Source organism: Lactobacillus kitasatonis DSM 16761 = JCM 1039 (genome assembly GCF_000615285.1).
GTDB lineage: Bacteria > Bacillota > Bacilli > Lactobacillales > Lactobacillaceae > Lactobacillus > Lactobacillus kitasatonis.
In genome coordinates this window covers 21,191-38,957 of record NZ_BALU01000002.1, presented here as the reverse complement: position 1 = coordinate 38,957, position 17,767 = coordinate 21,191, and the positions used below count along the sequence as shown (strand labels likewise).

The following is a 17,767-nucleotide window of genomic DNA, read 5'->3' as shown; positions in this document are numbered from 1 at the left end:
CTTAATTAAAAAATTGCTGATAAATAATTTTGACTGCTTCGTCGGCTTTTTCTTTCTTAGTCCCAATCATCATTGAGATTTGGGATGCACCTTGATTGATCATGCGTGGAGAAATTCCTTGTTCATCTAAAGAGTCTAGAATTTGACGGCTTACGCCATGCGTTTTTTTCATCCCTTCGCCGACAATCATGATGATAGCATAATCGTCAATCCATTCGAGTTGATCAGGATTGATCGTTGCTTGAATTTCGTTGCAAATTTGATCGATTAATTGATCATTTAGAAAATCATTATTGAAAATAATTGTAATATCGTCAATACCGGATGGCATGTGTTCGTAAGGAACATTATGTCTGTATAAAATTTGCAAAATTCGAAGAGTGAAACCAGCCTCTTTGTTAAGCAAGTATTTGTGTAAATATAAGGCAGAAAAGTGTTTTTGACTAGTTACGCCTGTAATGGTGTTATCTGGCTCAAAATTCTTTTCTGGTACAATCATCGTTCCTGGATTTTCAGGTTCATGCGTATTTTTAACATTAATCGGAATTTGCCCATGAATTGCCGGGATTAAAGCTTCGTCATGAAAAACTGAGAAACCAGCATAAGATAATTCACGCATTTCACGGTAGGTCATTTTTCTAATTGATTCTGGATGATCTACGATGTTAGGATTTGCGGCGAAAATTCCATTAACATCAGTAAAGTTTTCATATAAATCAGCGTGAAAGCCACGAGCTAAAATTGCTCCTGTAATATCAGAACCACCACGTGAAAATGTAGCAATATGACCTGATGGAGTAATTCCGAAAAAGCCAGGGAAAATAATGCGTTCATCTTTGGCAATTTTAACTTGGTCAAGATTTAAATAGCTTTCTGGATTAACCAAAGCATCATTTGGCTTACCGGTTACGATCAAACCAGCTTCGGTTGGATCTAAAAATCTGCTCTTGATACCTTTATGTTGCAAGATAAGGGCAATTAAGCGAGCGTTCAGTCGTTCGCCGTGCGCTTTAAATGCGGCCATTAAATAGTCGGAATTAGGATATTTCTGCTTAGGCAGAGCAATTAAAATGTCTTTGATTATTTGTAAATCTTGGTCACTTAAGCCAAAGTAATAACCGATTTCTTGATAACGAGCAAAAATTTTAGTAACTATTTCATTTGTCTCTTCGCTATTTAAAACTTGATTCGCGTATTTGATTAAAAGATCGGTGACTTTAATATCATTACTTTCTCTTTTACCTGGTGCGGAAACGACAATTACTTGTCTTTGAGGGTCACTTAAAATAATATTTAATGCTTGTTCAACACTAGAGCCACTTGCTAAAGAACTGCCTCCAAATTTTACGACTTTCATAAGATTAACTCCTTAGTAATGATTTTCAGAAATCATTAATTTGAAATAATAAAGCTAGACTAAATTCAGTTGAATTTTAACATTATTTTTTAATCATGCAACTAAAAGGCAATAATATCAAGTGCAAAAATGATGTGCATAATAATGTAAATATAAATTAAATTAATTTTTTATAATAAAACTGTTGACTATATTTTCATAAAACTGTAGACTACAGTTAAATCATAGAGGTGCAGCTGACAAGAGTAGCAATTACGAGTTAGGCATAACGAAGACTAACTGTGAAAGGGGAGGTTGCCGAAGTTTATTCATGCCAAAGAATTAAGCTGGGTCGCAGTTGAATAAGTTGCGAACTGTCGCGAATAAATCGCGGAGCGCTATCGACCATAAGATTAAGCAAAAACTAATCCATTGTTTGTTTGGCGCAGACAATGGATTTTTTGATTAGCGTTTCGGCAAAATAAGAATGGAGCAGAAACATGAATCCTCAAATTTTAGCAAATCAAATTAATGAAAAAGGTCATTTAACTATTGGTGGTGTTGATACAGTTGATTTAGCCAAAGAGTACGGCACACCACTAGTGGTTTATGATGTTGAACAGATTCGCAATCAAATTAGAGCTTTTAAAAAAGTATTTGAAGAAGAAAAAGTTGCTTATGCAGTTAGTTACGCTAGCAAAGCCTTTGCTTGTATTGCGATGTATCAAGTAGCTAATGAAGAGGGAGCTTACACTGATGTCGTTTCAGCAGGAGAACTTTATACAGCATTAAAGGCACACTTTCCAACAGAACGTATCAGTTTTCACGGTAACAACAAAACATTATTTGAAATCGAAATGGCCGTTAAGAATCACGTAGGCAAAATTATTATTGATAATTTCCATGAAATTAAATTGCTTGATAAGGTGCTGCGTGAACAAAATGCAAAAATCAATGTGATGTTGAGAATTACGCCAGGTATTTCAGCCCATACCCATGAATATGATCAAACCGGACAAGTTGATAGTAAGTTTGGTTTTGATCTTGAATCCGGTCAAGCTGATTTGGCGCTAGAACAAGTTTTAGCTAATTCGAGAATGAATATGGTTGGTATCCATGCTCACATCGGTTCACAAATCTTTGAACTAAATGGTTTTGAAATGGCTGCTAAGAAATTGATGGAAGTAGCCGAAAATTGGCGCAGTCGTTATGGTTATACAGCTAAAGTAATCAATGTAGGCGGTGGCTTCGGAATTAAATATACTTCTGAAGATAACCCACTAAAGCCTGAAGAATTTGTTAAGGCAATAGTTGAAACAATTAAGCGAGAAGCTAAGGAAGCTGCTTTTCCGGTACCAGAAATTGATATCGAGCCAGGACGTTCAATTGTAGGCCCCGCTGGTTATAACTTATATACAACAGGTAGCCGCAAGGTTGTTCCAGGATATCGTCCATATGTCACTGTTGACGGCGGCATGGGAGATAACATTCGCCCAGCTTTATATGATGCCAAATATGAAACAGTTTTGGCTACTGATCCTAAAGCACCACTTACCGAACATGTCAGAATTGCTGGTAAGTATTGTGAAAGTGGCGATATCTTAGCGGAAGATCAAGCATTACCGGCAACGAAGTCAGGTTCACTTTTAGCAATGCTTGATACAGGAGCATATGGCTATTCGATGGCTTCAAATTATAACCGTAATCCTCGTCCAGCGGTTGTCTTTGTGGAAAATGGTAAAGCTAAACTAGTCATTAAGAGAGAAAGCTTAGAGGATTTAGTCCACCTAGATCAATCATATGAAGGTTAATAGAAACAAATAATATAGGAAGGTAAAGTTATGGCAGAATTAGACGCAAAAAGCATTATTGAATACATCGGTAATGCACCAAAGAAGACTCCAGTAAAAGTTTTCATTAAAGGGCAAATCGATCAACTTAATTTTCCAAAAGAAATTGAGAATTTTACTGAAAAAAGTTTCGGCGTAATTTTTGGTGACTGGAAATACGTTGAACCATTCCTTAAAGAAAATAAAGCCTTAATTACTGATTACCACATTGAAAATGATGCCAGAAATTCAGCTGTTCCATTAGTTGACTTGAAGAAATTCGATGCTCGAATTGAACCAGGTGCGATTATTCGCGATCGCGTAGCCATTGGTAAAAATGCCGTTATCATGATGGGTGCCATTATCAATATCGGTGCAGAAATTGGTGATGATACCATGATCGACATGGGAACAGTCTTAGGCGGTCGTGCAATCGTAGGCAAGCATTGTCACATCGGTGCGGGTAGTGTTTTAGCCGGTGTTATCGAACCAGCTTCAGCAAAACCTGTTGTGATTGAAGATAATGTGGTTATGGGTGCCACTGCCGTAGTAATCGAGGGTGTTCATGTTGGTGAAGGTGCTGTAATTGCGGCTGGTGCTGTAGTTACCAAAGATGTTGCTCCGCACACCATGGTTGCTGGTGTTCCTGCGAGAGTAATTAAGAAAGTTGACGAAAAGACCGAAAGCAAGACAGGTCTTGAGGATGATCTAAGAAAGATTTAAAATGGCAGTTTTAATTGAAGACGAACTAATTAAGATAAGAAGACATTTACATGAGATTCCTGAACTTGCACTTCAAGAAAAAGAAACGCATGCATATTTATTAGAAGTAATTCAAGATTTTAAGCAAGATTATTTAACAATTAAAACGCCAGCGAGCTTGCCTACTGCAATTTTGGTTTTAGTCAAAGGTTCGGATCCAAAAAGGACGATCGGTTATCGAACAGATATTGATGCTTTACCAGTGACTGAAAAAACAAATTTGCCATTTTCTTCAAAAAATGCAGGTGTAATGCATGCGTGTGGTCATGATATTCATATGAGTGTGGCCATCGGATTGCTTAGCTATTTTAGTGAATATCAACCAAAAGATAATTTGTTGTTCTTCTTTCAACCCGCTGAAGAAAGTGAGAGTGGCGGCAAACAAGCTTATGAAAAAGGAATCTTTCAAGGTGAATTTAAACCGGATGAATTCTATGGTTTGCACGATAATCCAGCTTTACCGGCTGGCAGCATTGGCTGCAGAATGGGTACCTTGTTTGCTGGAACGACAGAGATCAATATCGATCTTTATGGTAAAGACGGACACGCCGCTTTCCCACAAAATGCAAATGATACAGTTGTGGCTGCAGCTAATTTAATCATGCAGATCCAAACAATTATTTCACGTAGTATTGATCCAATTCAAAGTGGGGTAATTACCTTAGGTAAAGTTGAGGCCGGTACGATTAGAAACGTGATTGCAGGTCACACAAGAATTGAAGGAACTCTGCGTGGTTTAACGCAAGAAATGATTTTGCATATTGATCAAAGATTGAAAGACCTTTGTGAGGGGATTGCCCGTAGCTACAATATGCAAGTTAAATTGAACTTGAATCAGGGTGGCTACTGGCCAGTTGAGAATGATCCAAAATTAACGAAAAACTTTATTTCTTATATGAAAGAAAATAAAGATGTTAATTATATTGAAACTGAACCAAAAATGACCGGAGAAGATTTCGGTTTATTGCTTGCCAAGTTTCCAGGAACCATGTTTTGGTTAGGAGTAGGTGATCCTGATTCTGAGCTTCATTCAGCTACGCTTAATCCAAATGAAAAGAGCATTCAGCGCGGCGTTGATGCAATTAAGGGATTTTTAATTAGTAGAATGGAGAGATAAGATGGCTACATTAATTGATTCTGATTTATTAACGGCGATTGCAACGCCTTTTAATGAAAATAATGAAATTGATTTTGATGTTTTAGAAAAGTTAGTTAACCGTTTAATCAATTTGGGATGCAACGGCTTTGTTGTAGGAGGAACAACAGGTGAAACTCCTACACTCAGTCATGATGAGAAAATTTCTTTATATAAGCATTTTGGTCAAATTGTTAATGGTCGTGTACCTGTAATCGCTGGTACAGGAAGCAATAACACTGCAGAGACAATTAAGTTTACCAATGAAGTAGCAAAAATTGATGGTATTGATTATGCCTTGGTAGTTGTTCCACCTTACAATAAGCCAAATCAACGCAGCATGATCGCTCACTTTACTGCAGTAAATGAAAAGACACAAATTCCAGTTATAATTTACAACATTCCAGGTAGAACTGGCGTCAAGATGGAAAAAGAAACCATCGTTCAATTGTCGCACTTGAAGAATATTAAAGGAATTAAGCAATGTGCCTCTTTGGAAGAATTAGAGTATATCATTGAAAATAAAGATGATGACTTCCAAGTCTTTACAGGTGAAGATACGCAAGCTTTAACAGCACGTCTTCTTGGAGCTAACGGTGTTATTTCAGTCGCAAGTCATATTTATACTAAAGAAATGCGTCAAATGTATAACTCATTATATGAAGGCAATTATCCAAAGACTGCCAAGATCCAACGCTGGTTAACACCAAAGATGCAAGCATTATTTATGTATCCATCTCCTTCACCAGTTAAGGCAGTGCTTAATGCACAAGGCTTTAATATGGCGACTGCCGCTTGCCACTAGTAAGTCTAAATGATGAAGAAAAGACGAATTTGGCTAAGCATTTAGGTTTAGCTGATAATGCATTGATGCACAAGTTGCCACTTGATTTAGGAAAGGAATTGGAAGATGACTAAAAAAGTGTTAGTTGCTGGTTTTACTGGTGCAATGGGACAAAAAGCCGTTAATCTAGTAAACAATTTAGATAATTTTGAGCTAGTTGCAGGGATGTCACCTACAGCTACAGACGATCCAGAAAAGTATCATTTACCAGCAGGAGCTAAGATCTATAAGAATTTAGCTGAAATTCCTGATCGAGCAGCAGACATTTGGATTGACTTCACCACACCCAAAGCAGTCTATGGCAATGTGAGGTTTGCTTTGGAACACCATATTTCTCCAGTAGTTGGTACCACTGGGATGAGCGATGAACAAGAAGCTGAATTAATCAAAATTTCGCAAAAAGAAAAAGTCGGAGGATTGATTGCACCAAACTTTGGTATGTCAGCTGTACTTTTAATGAAATTTGCTAAAGAAGCTGCTAAATATTTCCCTGATGCAGAAATTATTGAAATGCACCACGCAGATAAGAAAGATGCTCCATCTGGTACTGCTTTAGCTACTGCTAAGATGATTGCAGAAAACAGGCCAGAACATGAAACTGCACCAGATGAAGTGGAAACTTTGAAAAATGTTCGTGGTGGCGATTATCAAGGAATTAAGATTCACTCAGTTCGTTTGCCAGGCTATATTGCTCATGAGCAAGTTTTGTTCGGTGGACCTGGTGAGGCATTAACTATCAGACAAGACTCTTTTGACCGTGAAAGCTTTATGGGTGGTGTCAAAGTAGCCTTAGAAAAGGTCGATCAACTCGATGAGTTGGTAGTTGGATTAGAAAATATTTTATAAAGGAGAAAACCTATGCCAGAATTAGCTAATGATTTAGGATTAAGCAAAAAGATCACTGATGTAAAAGCTTCAGGAATTAGAATCTTTGATAACAAAGTTTCAGCTATTCCTGGCATTATCAAATTGACTTTGGGTGAACCAGATATGAATACTCCTGAGCACGTTAAGCAAGCGGCTATTAAGAGTATCGCAGATAATGATTCACACTATGCTCCACAAAAGGGAAAGCTTGAATTAAGAAAAGCTATCAGTAAATATTTGAAAAAGATTACTGGAATTGAATATGATCCAGAAACAGAAATCGTAGTAACAGTTGGTGCAACTGAAGCAATTAACGCTACCTTGTTTGCTATTACTAATCCTGGTGACAAGGTTGCAATTCCTACGCCAGTCTTTTCTCTATATTGGCCCGTGGCTACACTTGCTGATGCCGATTATGTTTTGATGAATACTGCAGAAGATGGTTTTAAGTTAACACCTAAGAAGTTAGAAGAAACTATCAAAGAAAATCCAACAATTAAAGCAGTAATTTTGAATTATCCAACTAACCCAACAGGTGTTGAATATAGCGAAGATGAAATTAAAGCTTTGGCTAAGGTAATTAAAGATAATCATCTGTACGTAATTACCGATGAAATTTACAGTACTTTGACTTACGGTGTAAAACACTTTTCAATTGCCAGCTTAATTCCAGAAAGAGCAATTTATATCTCTGGTTTATCTAAATCACATGCGATGACTGGTTATCGTTTAGGCTATGTTGCCGGACCGGCAAAAATTATGGCAGAAATTGGTAAAGTTCATGGCCTTATGGTCACGACTACGACGGATTCATCACAAGCTGCCGCAATTGAAGCACTTGAACACGGACTTGATGACCCTGAGAAATATAGGGAAGTTTATGAAAAGCGTCGTGACTATGTTTTAAAGGAATTAGCCGAGATGGGGATGCAAGCAGTTAAGCCAGAAGGTGCATTTTATATCTTTGCTAAAATTCCAGCTAAGTATGGCAAAGACGATATGAAATTTGCCTTGGATTTAGCTTTTAAAGAAAAAGTGGGTATCACTCCAGGTAGTGCATTTGGTCCTGGTGGTGAAGGTCATATTAGATTATCTTATGCATCAAGTGATGAAAACTTGCATGAAGCAATGAAGCGAATGAAGAAATTTTTACAAGAGGACGAATAATGGTTAAGGAATATAATGTCGCAATTTTAGGTGCTACTGGTGCTGTTGGTAGAAGAATGATTGATCAATTAGCAAAGTCAACCATTCCTGTAAAAAGCGTTAAGTTACTAGCTTCTAGTCGTTCAGCAGGCACAGTTTTAAAATTTAGAGATCAAGACTTAACAGTTGAAGAAACTACGCCAGATTCTTTTGACGGTATCGATTTAGTTTTATCTTCAGCAGGTGGTTCTGTTTCAAAGAAGTTCTTGCCAGAAGCTGTTAAAAGAGGTGCAGTTTGTGTCGACAACACCAGTGCTTTCAGAATGGAAGAGGATGTGCCACTAGTTGTACCAGAAGTTAATCCTGATGCATTGAAGAATCACCACGGTATCATTGCCAATCCAAATTGTTCTACTATTCAAATGGTCATGGCCCTTGAACCAATCAGAAGAAAGTTTGGTTTAAAACAAATTATTGTTTCAACTTATCAAGCTGCTTCTGGTGCAGGTCAAGCCGCAATTAATGAATTAAAGAAGGAAGCTCAAGATTACTTAGATGGAAAAGATATGCAAGCAGATGCCAAAATTTTGCCAACTAAGGGTGATAAGAAACATTATCCATTAGCGTTTAACTTATTGCCGCAAATCGATGTCTTGGAAGATAGTGGTTACTCACACGAAGAATGGAAGATGATCCACGAAACTAAGAAGATTATGTTAGGTGACATAAATGCTAAGGATATTAAAGTAACTGCAACTTGTGTTAGAGTGCCAGTTCCAATTGCTCACGGTGAAAGTGTTTACTTCACTGTTGAAGATGAAAGTGCAACAGCACAAGACATTATGGATGCTGTAGCTAACTTCCCAGGCGACGTTTTGCAAGATGATATTAAACATCAAATTTATCCTCAACCAATCAATGCAGAGGGCAGGCGTGAAACTTTTGTAGGCCGTATCCGTCCAGATTATGAAAACAAGGGCGCATTCAATATGTGGGTCGTAGCTGATAACTTGCTTAAGGGTGCAGCTTGGAACACTGTTGAAAATGCGGAATACTTAGTTAAGATGAACTTGATTTAATCAAATTACTGAAAAAAGCACTTAGGTGCTTTTTTTCTTTGTGGTAAAATAATCCAGGACTGAAGTTGAAGAGGGCACTTATTTTGAAACATAAGGAACAATTCTGGTTATTTTTGACCGCATTATTGATTGTCTTTTGCGGTTTATTTAGTGCGCAATCGGTAAAAGCAGCTTATAGTAATAAGCAATTGCGTAGCTATGCTCAGAAAACAATGAAGAAAAATCATTTACGTGGCTCAATCGTAATCGTAAAAAACGGTCATCGTCAGACAGTTAATATGGGGTACGGTTATTACAAGCGTCATTTAAAAAATGGTAGCAGCAAACTAGTTTATCCAGTGGGATCATTGCAAAAGATGGTTACTGCAGCCATGATCACGCAACTTATTTATAAAGGTAAGCTTTCACAAAATACCAAGATTTCTCGTTGGTATCCATTATTAAAGAATTCTTCTAAGATTACAGTAGGTCAATTGATGACTCATACTTCAGGCATTAATGTGAGCGGTACAGAATCAAATCACGGCATTAGATTCTCTGAAAATGGGGCAATTAATTGGACTGTCGCTAGAGCAAATTTGTCAGGTAATACCGGATTGAACAATTTTAACTACAATAATGCTAATTATGTTTTATTAGCAGGAATTATTTGTAAGGTTACCGGTAAATCATATGCAGCTAATTTGAAGAGTAGAATTGTTAAACCATTGCATTTGCGTCATACCTATATTTATAGTAGTATTCCACGTTCAAAAACAGATGCTATTTCCTATTTGTATCGTCATGGCAAGAATTATCGCAGTGCTGCATATGCCAATGCTAATGTGGTATCTCAGCTGCCTGGTGCTGGTAATATGTTCTCTACTGCAGGCGACTATTATAAGATTCAACAAGGGATGTACAACGGCAAGATTTTATCAGCCAATCAATTCAGTTATATGTCACATTTAAATTCGAAGGTAAATACTTATTCAGGCGGTTTTTACCTTAAAAATGCTGGTAAATTGAAACTTGCATATGGTAATTTTGGTAGCACACACTTTGTAAACTGGATGCAGCTGACTAAGGACAATAAGAACGGCATTGTGATGTTCTTAAACCAACCATATTACAGCAAGAATCATATTAAGAGTGTAGGCTATGGCATTTTAAAGCGAATTAAATCCGGTACATTTATTAAAAGATAGCAAGCAAAAAGCTCAGTTCAATTGAAACTGAGCTTTTTTGATTATTTTTTAAATTGATTCTTTACATATTCTGCGTAAAGTGGAGTAGATTTGACTAAATCTTCATGCTTTCCTGATCCAGAGACGGTACCATGGTCGATGAAATAGATTGTATCAGCATCAACGATTGTACTTAAACGGTGGGCAATAACTAAAGTTGTTCTATCTTTCATCAAACTGCTTAAAGCCTTTTGCACCATTGCCTCAGATTCTGAATCGAGACTAGCCGTTGCTTCATCAAGCATTAAGATTTTTGGATTGCGTAAGAAGGCACGAGCGATTGCAATGCGCTGTCTTTGACCGCCGGAAAGCTTAATTCCGCGTTCACCGATTTGCGTATCTAGTTGATCATCCATTTCTTGAACAAAGTTTTTGGCGTAGGCCATTTCTAGCGCATGCCATAATTCATCATCACTTACTTCGCGCTCTAAACCATAAAGCAAGTTTTCACGAATTGTACCTGGCATTACGGCAGAGTTTTGACCAACTAAACCAATTTGTTTGCGCCAATTTTCTAGACTAATTTGATCAATATTTTGTCCGCCAATAGTAATTTCACCAGTAGTTGGTTTGTAAAAACGTTCGATTAATGAAAAGATGGTTGATTTGCCACCACCGGAAGGGCCAGCAAAGGCAACGACCGTATTAGGTTTAGCTTGAACGTTGATGTCATGCAGAATTTGTTTACCATCTTCGTAGGAAAAGTTGACGTGTTCTAATTTAAGTTCTTTGTTGGTGATGTCTACATTTTGCTCATCTTGGGCAATTTCTTCTGGTTCATTGAGCATTTCATTAATGCGCTGAGTTGATCCACTTGTCTTGGATAATTCATTAAAGAATTGACTAATGATGATTACCGGACTCATGATTTGGAAAAGGTACATTAAAAATGAGACTAAAGCACCCATTGTAAGAGAACCGTTCATTACGCGGATGGCACCATAACCAAGAATGCCTAAGAAAAGAAGCATCATCATCATATTAATAATCGGCTGGGTTAAAGAATTAATGAATGCTTCTTTTACACCAATATTGTAGAGGCTAGAAATCCGATTGCTTCCAACATTTAATTCTTTTGGTTCACCATTAGAGGACTTAACTAATCTGATTTCGCTTAAAACGCTGGTGGATTCACTTGAAAAGTTAGCTAATTCGTCTTGGCGTCTGCGACCGATTTTACGTGATTGTTGCATAATTGGGAGAAGCGCTACGACTACTAGTGGAACGGCGATAAACATAATTAAGGTCATTTGCCAATCCATCGCCATCATAATTACTAATGCACCGAAAAATTGGAGTAGGGAAGTGACGGCATTAGGTAAAGTGTTGGCCAGCAGATTTTTAACTTGAGACGTATCATTGACTAGACGTGAACTAATCTCACCTGTCTTGGTATTATCAAAATATTTTACCGGCAAATGAAGCAGTTTTTGCCAAAGCGTTTTTCTCAGCTTAGCAACTACGTCTTCACCAAAAATGCCAAGAATTAAGCCGGAAAGAGCACCAACGATTAAGCCGCCGATAAAAATGATGCCAGTAATAACCACGAGATTAGTGCTGATGTGTTTGAAATTATTGATTAATCTTTGTGCAAGCTGTGGCACAAAAAGGCTGGCTCCGGTTGAGATAAAGCCAAGGATTATCCCGACAATGAGCTGCCAATATTTAGGATGAATCTGATTAATCAGACTGAAGAAGTCTTTAAAGCTAAAATTATTTTGTTTTCTATCCATAACAATCTCCTAGTCAAATGGGTGATGTAATAGACCACCAAATGGCATTTCACGACTGTGACGCATCATTTTTTTGAAATCTTTACTGCCCATTTTGTTACGCATGTTGAGTATCCGCTCGTGAAATTCATCAAAACGTGCTTCATCTTCGGGACTAGCAATAGTTTTAATTTGTTGATCACAGGCATTACACAAGCGATCGATATAACTTGTAAATTGCTTTAATTCCTCATCAGAAAACTCGTCAAGTACATCTAGACAATCATGTTGTACAGGCTTTATTTCTTTACCTTTTTCAGTAAGACTAATTAGCATGACACGCCGATCTTTAGGGGATGGGGTACGTACGATGTAGCCTTCTTTTTCTAACTTTTGCAGTGTTTCATTTAAGGATTGCTGTCTGATGCCTAAAATATAACTTAAATCCTTAGCTGTTATCTTGGATTTGAGTCTAAGCATCGCCAGAATTCGTCCTTGACCACGGCTAGTGTCTTGCAAAGGACTGATATTTTTGTGAGATAGCATGTGAAATTTTCTAATGGAATAGAGTAATTCCATAAATTTCTCGTTAAATTCTCTTTTTTCTTGATCCATATTTAACCCCTGTATTTATATCAGGTACCTGTTAATAATTTATGCAATGATTATACAGGTACCTGTTTTATTTTGTCAATGTTAATTATTTAAAAAATACTATGCTAAATAATTAAAATATGGTAAATTGATACAAAATTAAATTGGAGTTGAGAGAATGGAATCATTACTGCACATTGATCCCAACGTCTTCTTTCCTTGTTTTTTGGCTTTTTTTCGTTTGTTTTGAGAACCAGTTTAAGAAAATTTCTTGGAAGTGGTATGTAGTGGACTTATCAGCAACTATCATATTGGCTTTGCTTTTTCTTTTAGTAGGCCTGAAACGGTATCTTATTTGGATTTTGACTTTCTCACAGATACTGATTTGGGCTGTTACTTATGTTCTTATGGCTAAAAAGATAAATAAAACTGTAGCCTTTTTCTTAGCTTTATTTATAGGATTTATCTGGGCTTTATCTTTAGCTAGTTTAGTAGGGGTTATTTATAATATTTGATCAATAAAAAAAGAAGAGTTGTTAAACTCTTCTTTTTGTCTATCTATGACTTTTTGGCATCTTAGGCCGTTGGCTGAATAACTCACCAATCAACTTAAAGAAGCCGTACGCAATTAACAAAATACCAATTACAATAATTGATCTTCGATCAAATGCTCTTGGATTTACAATGACGATAATACCTAATGCAAAGGCAATGATCGCTTCAATACCTACAATGATTTTACGAAAAATTCCGGCTACTCGACGCAAGATGATGCTCCTAAGTCTAATGTATGAATAGATGATCAAAAATAGTCCTAGGAAGTAGTGGGCTAAAAAGATTAAAAGTCGATTATTAGAAATCAGCGCTGTCGATAGTGCAAATACAACTAAGTAGGAGATAATAAAGAAATTTTTCTGCCTATCTTTTAACTTAGATTTAGCAGTATCTAGTATTTGGTGCACGCTAAAGGCGATTCCCGCAAAGGCAACTAACGCACCAAACGCACGAACTGCGTATTGCGGCAAAGCTAAACTGATAATTCCTAGGATAACCAATATCCAGCCAACAATCGTATCTGTAGAAAACAACGTTTTAATGATTTGGCGACTTTTAATTGTTTGCCAAATCGATGAGAATAGTGAACCAAAAACGAATCTTGTTCTTCTGGATGAATCGGTTAGCGAAATCAGTATCGCACCGAATCCGCCAAAACCGTTGTTGGCTAATTCGTTAATTTTAGTAGCACCACCAGCACCTAAAGCAGAGAAAAGATCGTTGGTTAATGATTCACGTTCTTTCAAAGTGGCATTACCAATCCATTGATTAATCAGTTGGTTATAAACACGTGACTGAGGATTACGGTGTCTTTTAGTATCAAAATTAGAACCGATAACTTGCCAGCTGTAGGCATCATGCTGACTCAAGTTCTTTCTTGTACTATTAACTATCGTAGGATTGATGCCTTCTGGCTCAAACAAACGACCAATAACACTGAATTCCGGCACAAAACGACGTAATGTGTTTTGCAGATACTTTCTTGGAAGTTGTGCACCAACTTCTTCAGCGATACCAGGTGAGTCAAAAGTGTAGATTCGTTTGATTCGCTTACGCAATTTAGGCTCAATATTGATTGCAGCATATTCGGCTAAGTTACCACCCTTTGAGTGGCCACATAAATAGTAGTCTTCATTGTCAGCGTTCAAAATCCTTTCTAGCAATTTAACGGCTTGCTTTTGTGCAATCGTAACTTTAAAACTAATTTCAAAGTCTTCTTTCCAACCGATTAATGAATCATCGGTTCCACGGAAAGCGATGAAATTGGTACCGCCAGTCAGTGAAATTTTAATAGCACTGAACTGTGTGTGTTCAGTTAAGGTGCTGACAAAATAGGATAATTCGGCATCCTTAAATCTGTCGGCCTCAGCATTAATCTAAATAGATCTTGATATTGCTTAGCATCATTGTGTTCATGATCCGCCGCAAAGTATATTTTAGCTGCTTTTTCTAGAGTAATTGTTCTACTACCGCTATCAACGATATCCGGTAATTCTATGTATGAAAAAATTGATAGGACAAGGGCATCAATATCATTAAAAGGTGATGTACTAAAATCAACGTCGCCCCGCCATTTTAAGTATGTAAGAATATTATTGTCTGGATACATTTCTTTCATCTTCAATTGGAAAAATAATTTCTATATCAATTTTAACTTAACTGTTTAAAGATAGTGTAATAAAAAAGGTGGAAGAGGATTCTTACTACCTGTAAATGGGTCATAAAATAATGATATACCTAATTGTAACTTTTTTCTTTTATATCCTTTACAAAAATGCTTTCATAGATTTATGGAAGCATTTTTTGTTTGGAAAAGAGGATACCAAGTATGTGGAAAGATGGAATTTATTTATCTCAAGCTAGAGGAATGGCAGGTTTTGTCAAAACAGAATTAGAAATAAGTAATAATAAAATAACTTCAGTCAATCTTGACCTGTCTACTGAAACACCACAGTATGCTCAAAAGGCAAAATCTAAACTAGAAAACGAGGTATTGGCTAAGCAATCAGCAGATGTCGATGCAGTTAGTGGAGCTACATTTACCTCAAATGGGGTTAAAGAAGCAGTAAAAGATGCTCTGAAAAAAGCAGAAAAATAACAATATTATATTTTTAAATAGAATAAGTAGTGGTAGAATAAGTTTGTAATTTTTGTAGTTATCATTTGGAGGAAAAATGAAAAAGACAATCAAGGGTGTTATTATCACTAGTGCTCTTCTTGCAGGCTTATTTGTAGGAGCAGCACATGGCCAAGAAGTTAGTGCCAAAAGTTTTGGTAAAGCTGTAACTAAGATCGCTGGTAATGGAAACTATGCTATCTACCACAATGTTTCTAAAGGCGGTCCTAGCGGTAAGTTTACTTCTACCAAGTACTTCAAGCATGGTCAAATTCAATCTAAGGAATATGTTTCAACTAAGAAGGGTAACTTCTGGAACATTATCGTTGATGGTCGTAAAGTTGGTTGGGTTAGCGAAAAATTCTTTGCTAAAAACCAAATTTCTCTTGCTGGTAGCGTATCTGTAGTTAAGAACTCAGACTACTCATTCCCAACTAGAGATGCAATCAACTATGCTACTGACAGCCAAGGTACTGCTGTAAACCCAAGCAAGGTTAATGTATCTAAGGCTTACGTAAGTACTAATGATACAACTGTAAATTACAGCTATGGCAAGGCAAAGGCATCCCTTCACATCGACGTACGTGATGGCGATGGTGAAATGGGTCAACCTGATAAAGATGCTAAGTCAGGCTTTAAGTCAGTAACTACCTGGAATGGTGGCTCAAAGAGCTCATCAAGAAACTGGAATGCTGCTCACCACTACACTTCAGAAACTAGCAGTAACACTTTCAAGAGCAATGGTTTAACTTTAAGAACTAGATTATTCCAACCTCGTTTTGTCAGCTTAAGCTATGGTCAAGCAGGGGATGCAATGGGTCAAGTGGGTGTTATTCCTGAAGGTATCACTGTAAATAGCGGTGTATTTACCACTTCAATGTTCACTAGCAGCAATGATCAACATGGTCACCTTGTTTCATACAACTTGAACGCTATCAAGAGTAAATATGCTGCTCAAAACTTGACTACTATGGGTTGGTCAACCTTTAAGTCATATGCTAACAACATTAAGGTTAGTCCTTACATTAAGTTGGGTCATGGTCAATCACTTGGCTCATCATCAAACTACATTTATGTTTTAGCTAATGATAATAACTACACGAATGGTCCTCGTTCAGAAGAAGTTCTTCAAATCCGTAAGAGCGATATGAAGATCAACAAGATCTGGACTGTTAGAATTTCTGACGACCGTTACATTCACAATGCAACCTTCGTTGGCGATAACACCATGTATGCATTATTCCACAACGGTGGTTACAACAACTACGAATACTGGAGATTAACTAGAGACGGTGACAGTTGGAAGGCTAAAGAAGTTGGTGCAACTAAGTAGATTCGTTTCTAACTCACCAGTACAAGGCTTTGCTTACGATGGTAGCAACTTCTACATCGGCTTTAACGACAACATCTTTAAGGTTGGCGAAGATGGTACTGCTAAGAAGCACTACAAGTTCAACGTTAGAAGAGAAATTGAAGGTATGTCGGCTACCGGTTCAAACCTCTACGTTCAATTTGCACAACGTGCCGAATTAACTCAAGGTCGTATTTAAATAAATCAGATTTAATAGACAAAAAAATACAAGGAATGTACAAAATTTGCATTCCTTGTATTTTTTATGTTTTTTATTTTACTTAGTTCTTTCAAGAATTTCGTCCATTCTCTTAAAGAACAAATCTTTATTAGCCTTAGTAACCAAAGTTACTTCACGACCCTTAGGATCACGAACAAAGCTGCCGGCACCGAGTCCATCAGTGATTACTCTGGCATGAGCTGTTTCTGTTTTAACAACTTCGGGATAAAGGGCACTAACAGTAGTTAAAACATCCCATAAGTATAATTCAGCTGCTGGGATAGAAACGATCAAACTGTATCCTTGTCCCACTAAATCCATTGCAGGGTATTTACGCAAACTTGCCCAATGTTGTCTTAATTCATCATTTAAAGGCAACTCTTCAGTGCTTTCTAGACCTACCATTTGAATCTTAATGTTTGAATCAAAGACGCGCTTAACAGCATAAGGATCCCAGAAAGCATTCCATTCCTGACTGCCATCTGCGTTGATCATAGCAACATTTCCATGACCATCAAGTGAACCACCCATCCAGTAGAGCATCTTTATGTTTTTCTCAATCTCTGGATCTGCATCAAGAGCGCGAGCTAGGTCAGTTAAAGGACCAGTCATAACTAAGGTTACAGGTTCTTTGGCATTCTTAATTTTTTCTACCATATCAAGGTGAGCAGGTAACTCGGCTTGTTTAGTATCGATGTGACCTTTTTCATTTAAAATTGGCAAATAATTAAATGAGTAAGTAGCCATACGCCATTCATGAGGGAATTGGTTAACTGCTCTAGAATTAGAACGAGCTACAGCGAGTTTATCGCCACGCAAATTAAATAAATCAGTCATTTTACGACAAGCTTCTACAGAAGGATCGATATAGCCATCAGCGTCAATTGCACCAACGCCTAATAATTTAATGTCAGGAGCTTGTAATAGTAATAAATAAGAAACTAAATCGTCAATGTTACCATCGTGATTAAAATAAATAGTCTTCATATATTCTA

13 protein-coding genes, 3 pseudogenes and 1 riboswitch are annotated in these 17,767 nt (G+C 37.1%); of the genes and pseudogenes, 11 read left to right on the top strand and 5 right to left on the bottom strand.

All coding sequences use genetic code 11. The features are described 5' to 3' along the window. Position 1: 1 nt before the first annotated feature. Positions 2 to 1,357 (bottom strand): aspartate kinase, encoded by a 1,356-nt coding sequence (locus JCM1039_RS01425; RefSeq protein ID WP_025014347.1) that lies wholly within the window; start codon positions 1,355 to 1,357, stop codon positions 2 to 4. 217 nt (positions 1,358 to 1,574) lie between these two features. Beyond that, positions 1,575 to 1,745: riboswitch (Lysine riboswitch) on the top strand. Positions 1,746 to 1,836: 91 nt separating this feature from the next. On the opposite strand from JCM1039_RS01425, the gene lysA reads away from it, so the two are divergent. From lysA to JCM1039_RS01385, 8 genes and pseudogenes are all read left to right on the top strand, one after another. Then, a complete protein-coding gene (gene lysA / locus JCM1039_RS01420) occupies positions 1,837 to 3,147 on the top strand; it encodes a diaminopimelate decarboxylase (protein ID WP_025014346.1) in 1,311 nt (436 codons plus the stop codon). 30 nt (positions 3,148 to 3,177) lie between these two features. Next, positions 3,178 to 3,888 (top strand): 2,3,4,5-tetrahydropyridine-2,6-dicarboxylate N-acetyltransferase, encoded by a 711-nt coding sequence (gene dapD / locus JCM1039_RS01415; protein WP_025014345.1) that lies wholly within the window; start codon positions 3,178 to 3,180, stop codon positions 3,886 to 3,888. Between the two features lies 1 nt (position 3,889). Continuing rightward, positions 3,890 to 5,044: an N-acetyldiaminopimelate deacetylase gene (locus JCM1039_RS01410; RefSeq protein ID WP_025014344.1), complete on the top strand. Its 1,155-nt coding sequence runs from the start codon at positions 3,890 to 3,892 to the stop codon at positions 5,042 to 5,044. Between the two features lies 1 nt (position 5,045). Next, a pseudogene (gene dapA / locus JCM1039_RS10225) lies at positions 5,046 to 5,980 on the top strand (4-hydroxy-tetrahydrodipicolinate synthase). After that, positions 5,973 to 6,752, top strand: a complete 780-nt coding sequence (gene dapB / locus JCM1039_RS01400; protein ID WP_025014343.1) for a 4-hydroxy-tetrahydrodipicolinate reductase — start codon at positions 5,973 to 5,975, stop codon at positions 6,750 to 6,752. The pseudogene dapA and the gene dapB overlap by 8 nt, the downstream one beginning before the upstream one ends. Before the next feature lie 12 nt (positions 6,753 to 6,764). Then, positions 6,765 to 7,940, top strand: a complete 1,176-nt coding sequence (locus JCM1039_RS01395; RefSeq protein ID WP_025014342.1) for an aminotransferase class I/II-fold pyridoxal phosphate-dependent enzyme — start codon at positions 6,765 to 6,767, stop codon at positions 7,938 to 7,940. Beyond that, positions 7,940 to 8,998 (top strand): aspartate-semialdehyde dehydrogenase, encoded by a 1,059-nt coding sequence (locus JCM1039_RS01390; protein ID WP_025014341.1) that lies wholly within the window; start codon positions 7,940 to 7,942, stop codon positions 8,996 to 8,998. The genes JCM1039_RS01395 and JCM1039_RS01390 overlap by 1 nt, the downstream gene beginning before the upstream one ends. Before the next feature lie 113 nt (positions 8,999 to 9,111). Then, entirely contained in the window at positions 9,112 to 10,185 is a 1,074-nt protein-coding gene (locus JCM1039_RS01385; RefSeq protein WP_373852431.1) for a serine hydrolase domain-containing protein, read from the top strand. A gap of 41 nt (positions 10,186 to 10,226) precedes the next feature. Here JCM1039_RS01385 and JCM1039_RS01380 read toward each other — a convergent pair whose 3' ends face one another. Both JCM1039_RS01380 and JCM1039_RS01375 read right to left on the bottom strand, forming a co-directional pair. Continuing rightward, on the bottom strand, positions 10,227 to 11,957 hold the full coding sequence (locus tag JCM1039_RS01380; protein WP_025014339.1) for an ABC transporter ATP-binding protein: 1,731 nt from the start codon (positions 11,955 to 11,957) through the stop codon (positions 10,227 to 10,229). A gap of 9 nt (positions 11,958 to 11,966) precedes the next feature. Continuing rightward, on the bottom strand, positions 11,967 to 12,551 hold the full coding sequence (locus JCM1039_RS01375) for a MarR family winged helix-turn-helix transcriptional regulator (protein ID WP_025014338.1): 585 nt from the start codon (positions 12,549 to 12,551) through the stop codon (positions 11,967 to 11,969). Between the two features lie 266 nt (positions 12,552 to 12,817). Between JCM1039_RS01375 and JCM1039_RS01370 the strand changes: the two genes are divergently transcribed. After that, positions 12,818 to 13,045, top strand: a complete 228-nt coding sequence (locus tag JCM1039_RS01370; RefSeq protein ID WP_155831081.1) for a hypothetical protein — start codon at positions 12,818 to 12,820, stop codon at positions 13,043 to 13,045. Between the two features lie 39 nt (positions 13,046 to 13,084). On the opposite strand, the pseudogene JCM1039_RS10220 reads toward JCM1039_RS01370, so the two are convergent. Then, positions 13,085 to 14,694, bottom strand: a pseudogene (locus tag JCM1039_RS10220) (Mbeg1-like protein). 219 nt (positions 14,695 to 14,913) lie between these two features. Between JCM1039_RS10220 and JCM1039_RS01360 the strand changes: the two are divergent. Both JCM1039_RS01360 and JCM1039_RS10215 read left to right on the top strand, forming a co-directional pair. Beyond that, on the top strand, positions 14,914 to 15,183 hold the full coding sequence (locus tag JCM1039_RS01360; protein WP_025014336.1) for an FMN-binding protein: 270 nt from the start codon (positions 14,914 to 14,916) through the stop codon (positions 15,181 to 15,183). A 76-nt stretch (positions 15,184 to 15,259) separates the two neighbouring features. Continuing rightward, positions 15,260 to 16,751: pseudogene (locus JCM1039_RS10215) on the top strand (LBA0864 family S-layer associated protein). A gap of 78 nt (positions 16,752 to 16,829) precedes the next feature. Here JCM1039_RS10215 and JCM1039_RS01350 read toward each other — a convergent pair. Further along, positions 16,830 to 17,759 carry a nucleoside hydrolase gene (locus tag JCM1039_RS01350; RefSeq protein WP_025014335.1) on the bottom strand — a complete coding sequence of 310 codons (930 nt, stop codon included), beginning with the start codon at positions 17,757 to 17,759 and terminating at the stop codon, positions 16,830 to 16,832. Positions 17,760 to 17,767: the final 8 nt, after the last annotated feature.

What these genes read in the sequence shown, in the direction of transcription:
- JCM1039_RS01425 (WP_025014347.1), bottom strand. Translation starts at nt 1,357, where the DNA reads ATGAAAGTCGTAAAATTTGGAGGCAGTTCTTTAGCAAGTGGCTCTAGT.
- lysA (WP_025014346.1), top strand. Translation starts at nt 1,837, where the DNA reads ATGAATCCTCAAATTTTAGCAAATCAAATTAATGAAAAAGGTCATTTA.
- dapD (WP_025014345.1), top strand. Translation starts at nt 3,178, where the DNA reads ATGGCAGAATTAGACGCAAAAAGCATTATTGAATACATCGGTAATGCA.
- JCM1039_RS01410 (WP_025014344.1), top strand. Translation starts at nt 3,890, where the DNA reads ATGGCAGTTTTAATTGAAGACGAACTAATTAAGATAAGAAGACATTTA.
- dapB (WP_025014343.1), top strand. Translation starts at nt 5,973, where the DNA reads ATGACTAAAAAAGTGTTAGTTGCTGGTTTTACTGGTGCAATGGGACAA.
- JCM1039_RS01395 (WP_025014342.1), top strand. Translation starts at nt 6,765, where the DNA reads ATGCCAGAATTAGCTAATGATTTAGGATTAAGCAAAAAGATCACTGAT.
- JCM1039_RS01390 (WP_025014341.1), top strand. Translation starts at nt 7,940, where the DNA reads ATGGTTAAGGAATATAATGTCGCAATTTTAGGTGCTACTGGTGCTGTT.
- JCM1039_RS01380 (WP_025014339.1), bottom strand. Translation starts at nt 11,957, where the DNA reads ATGGATAGAAAACAAAATAATTTTAGCTTTAAAGACTTCTTCAGTCTG.
- JCM1039_RS01375 (WP_025014338.1), bottom strand. Translation starts at nt 12,551, where the DNA reads ATGGATCAAGAAAAAAGAGAATTTAACGAGAAATTTATGGAATTACTC.
- JCM1039_RS01360 (WP_025014336.1), top strand. Translation starts at nt 14,914, where the DNA reads ATGTGGAAAGATGGAATTTATTTATCTCAAGCTAGAGGAATGGCAGGT.
- JCM1039_RS01350 (WP_025014335.1), bottom strand. Translation starts at nt 17,759, where the DNA reads ATGAAGACTATTTATTTTAATCACGATGGTAACATTGACGATTTAGTT.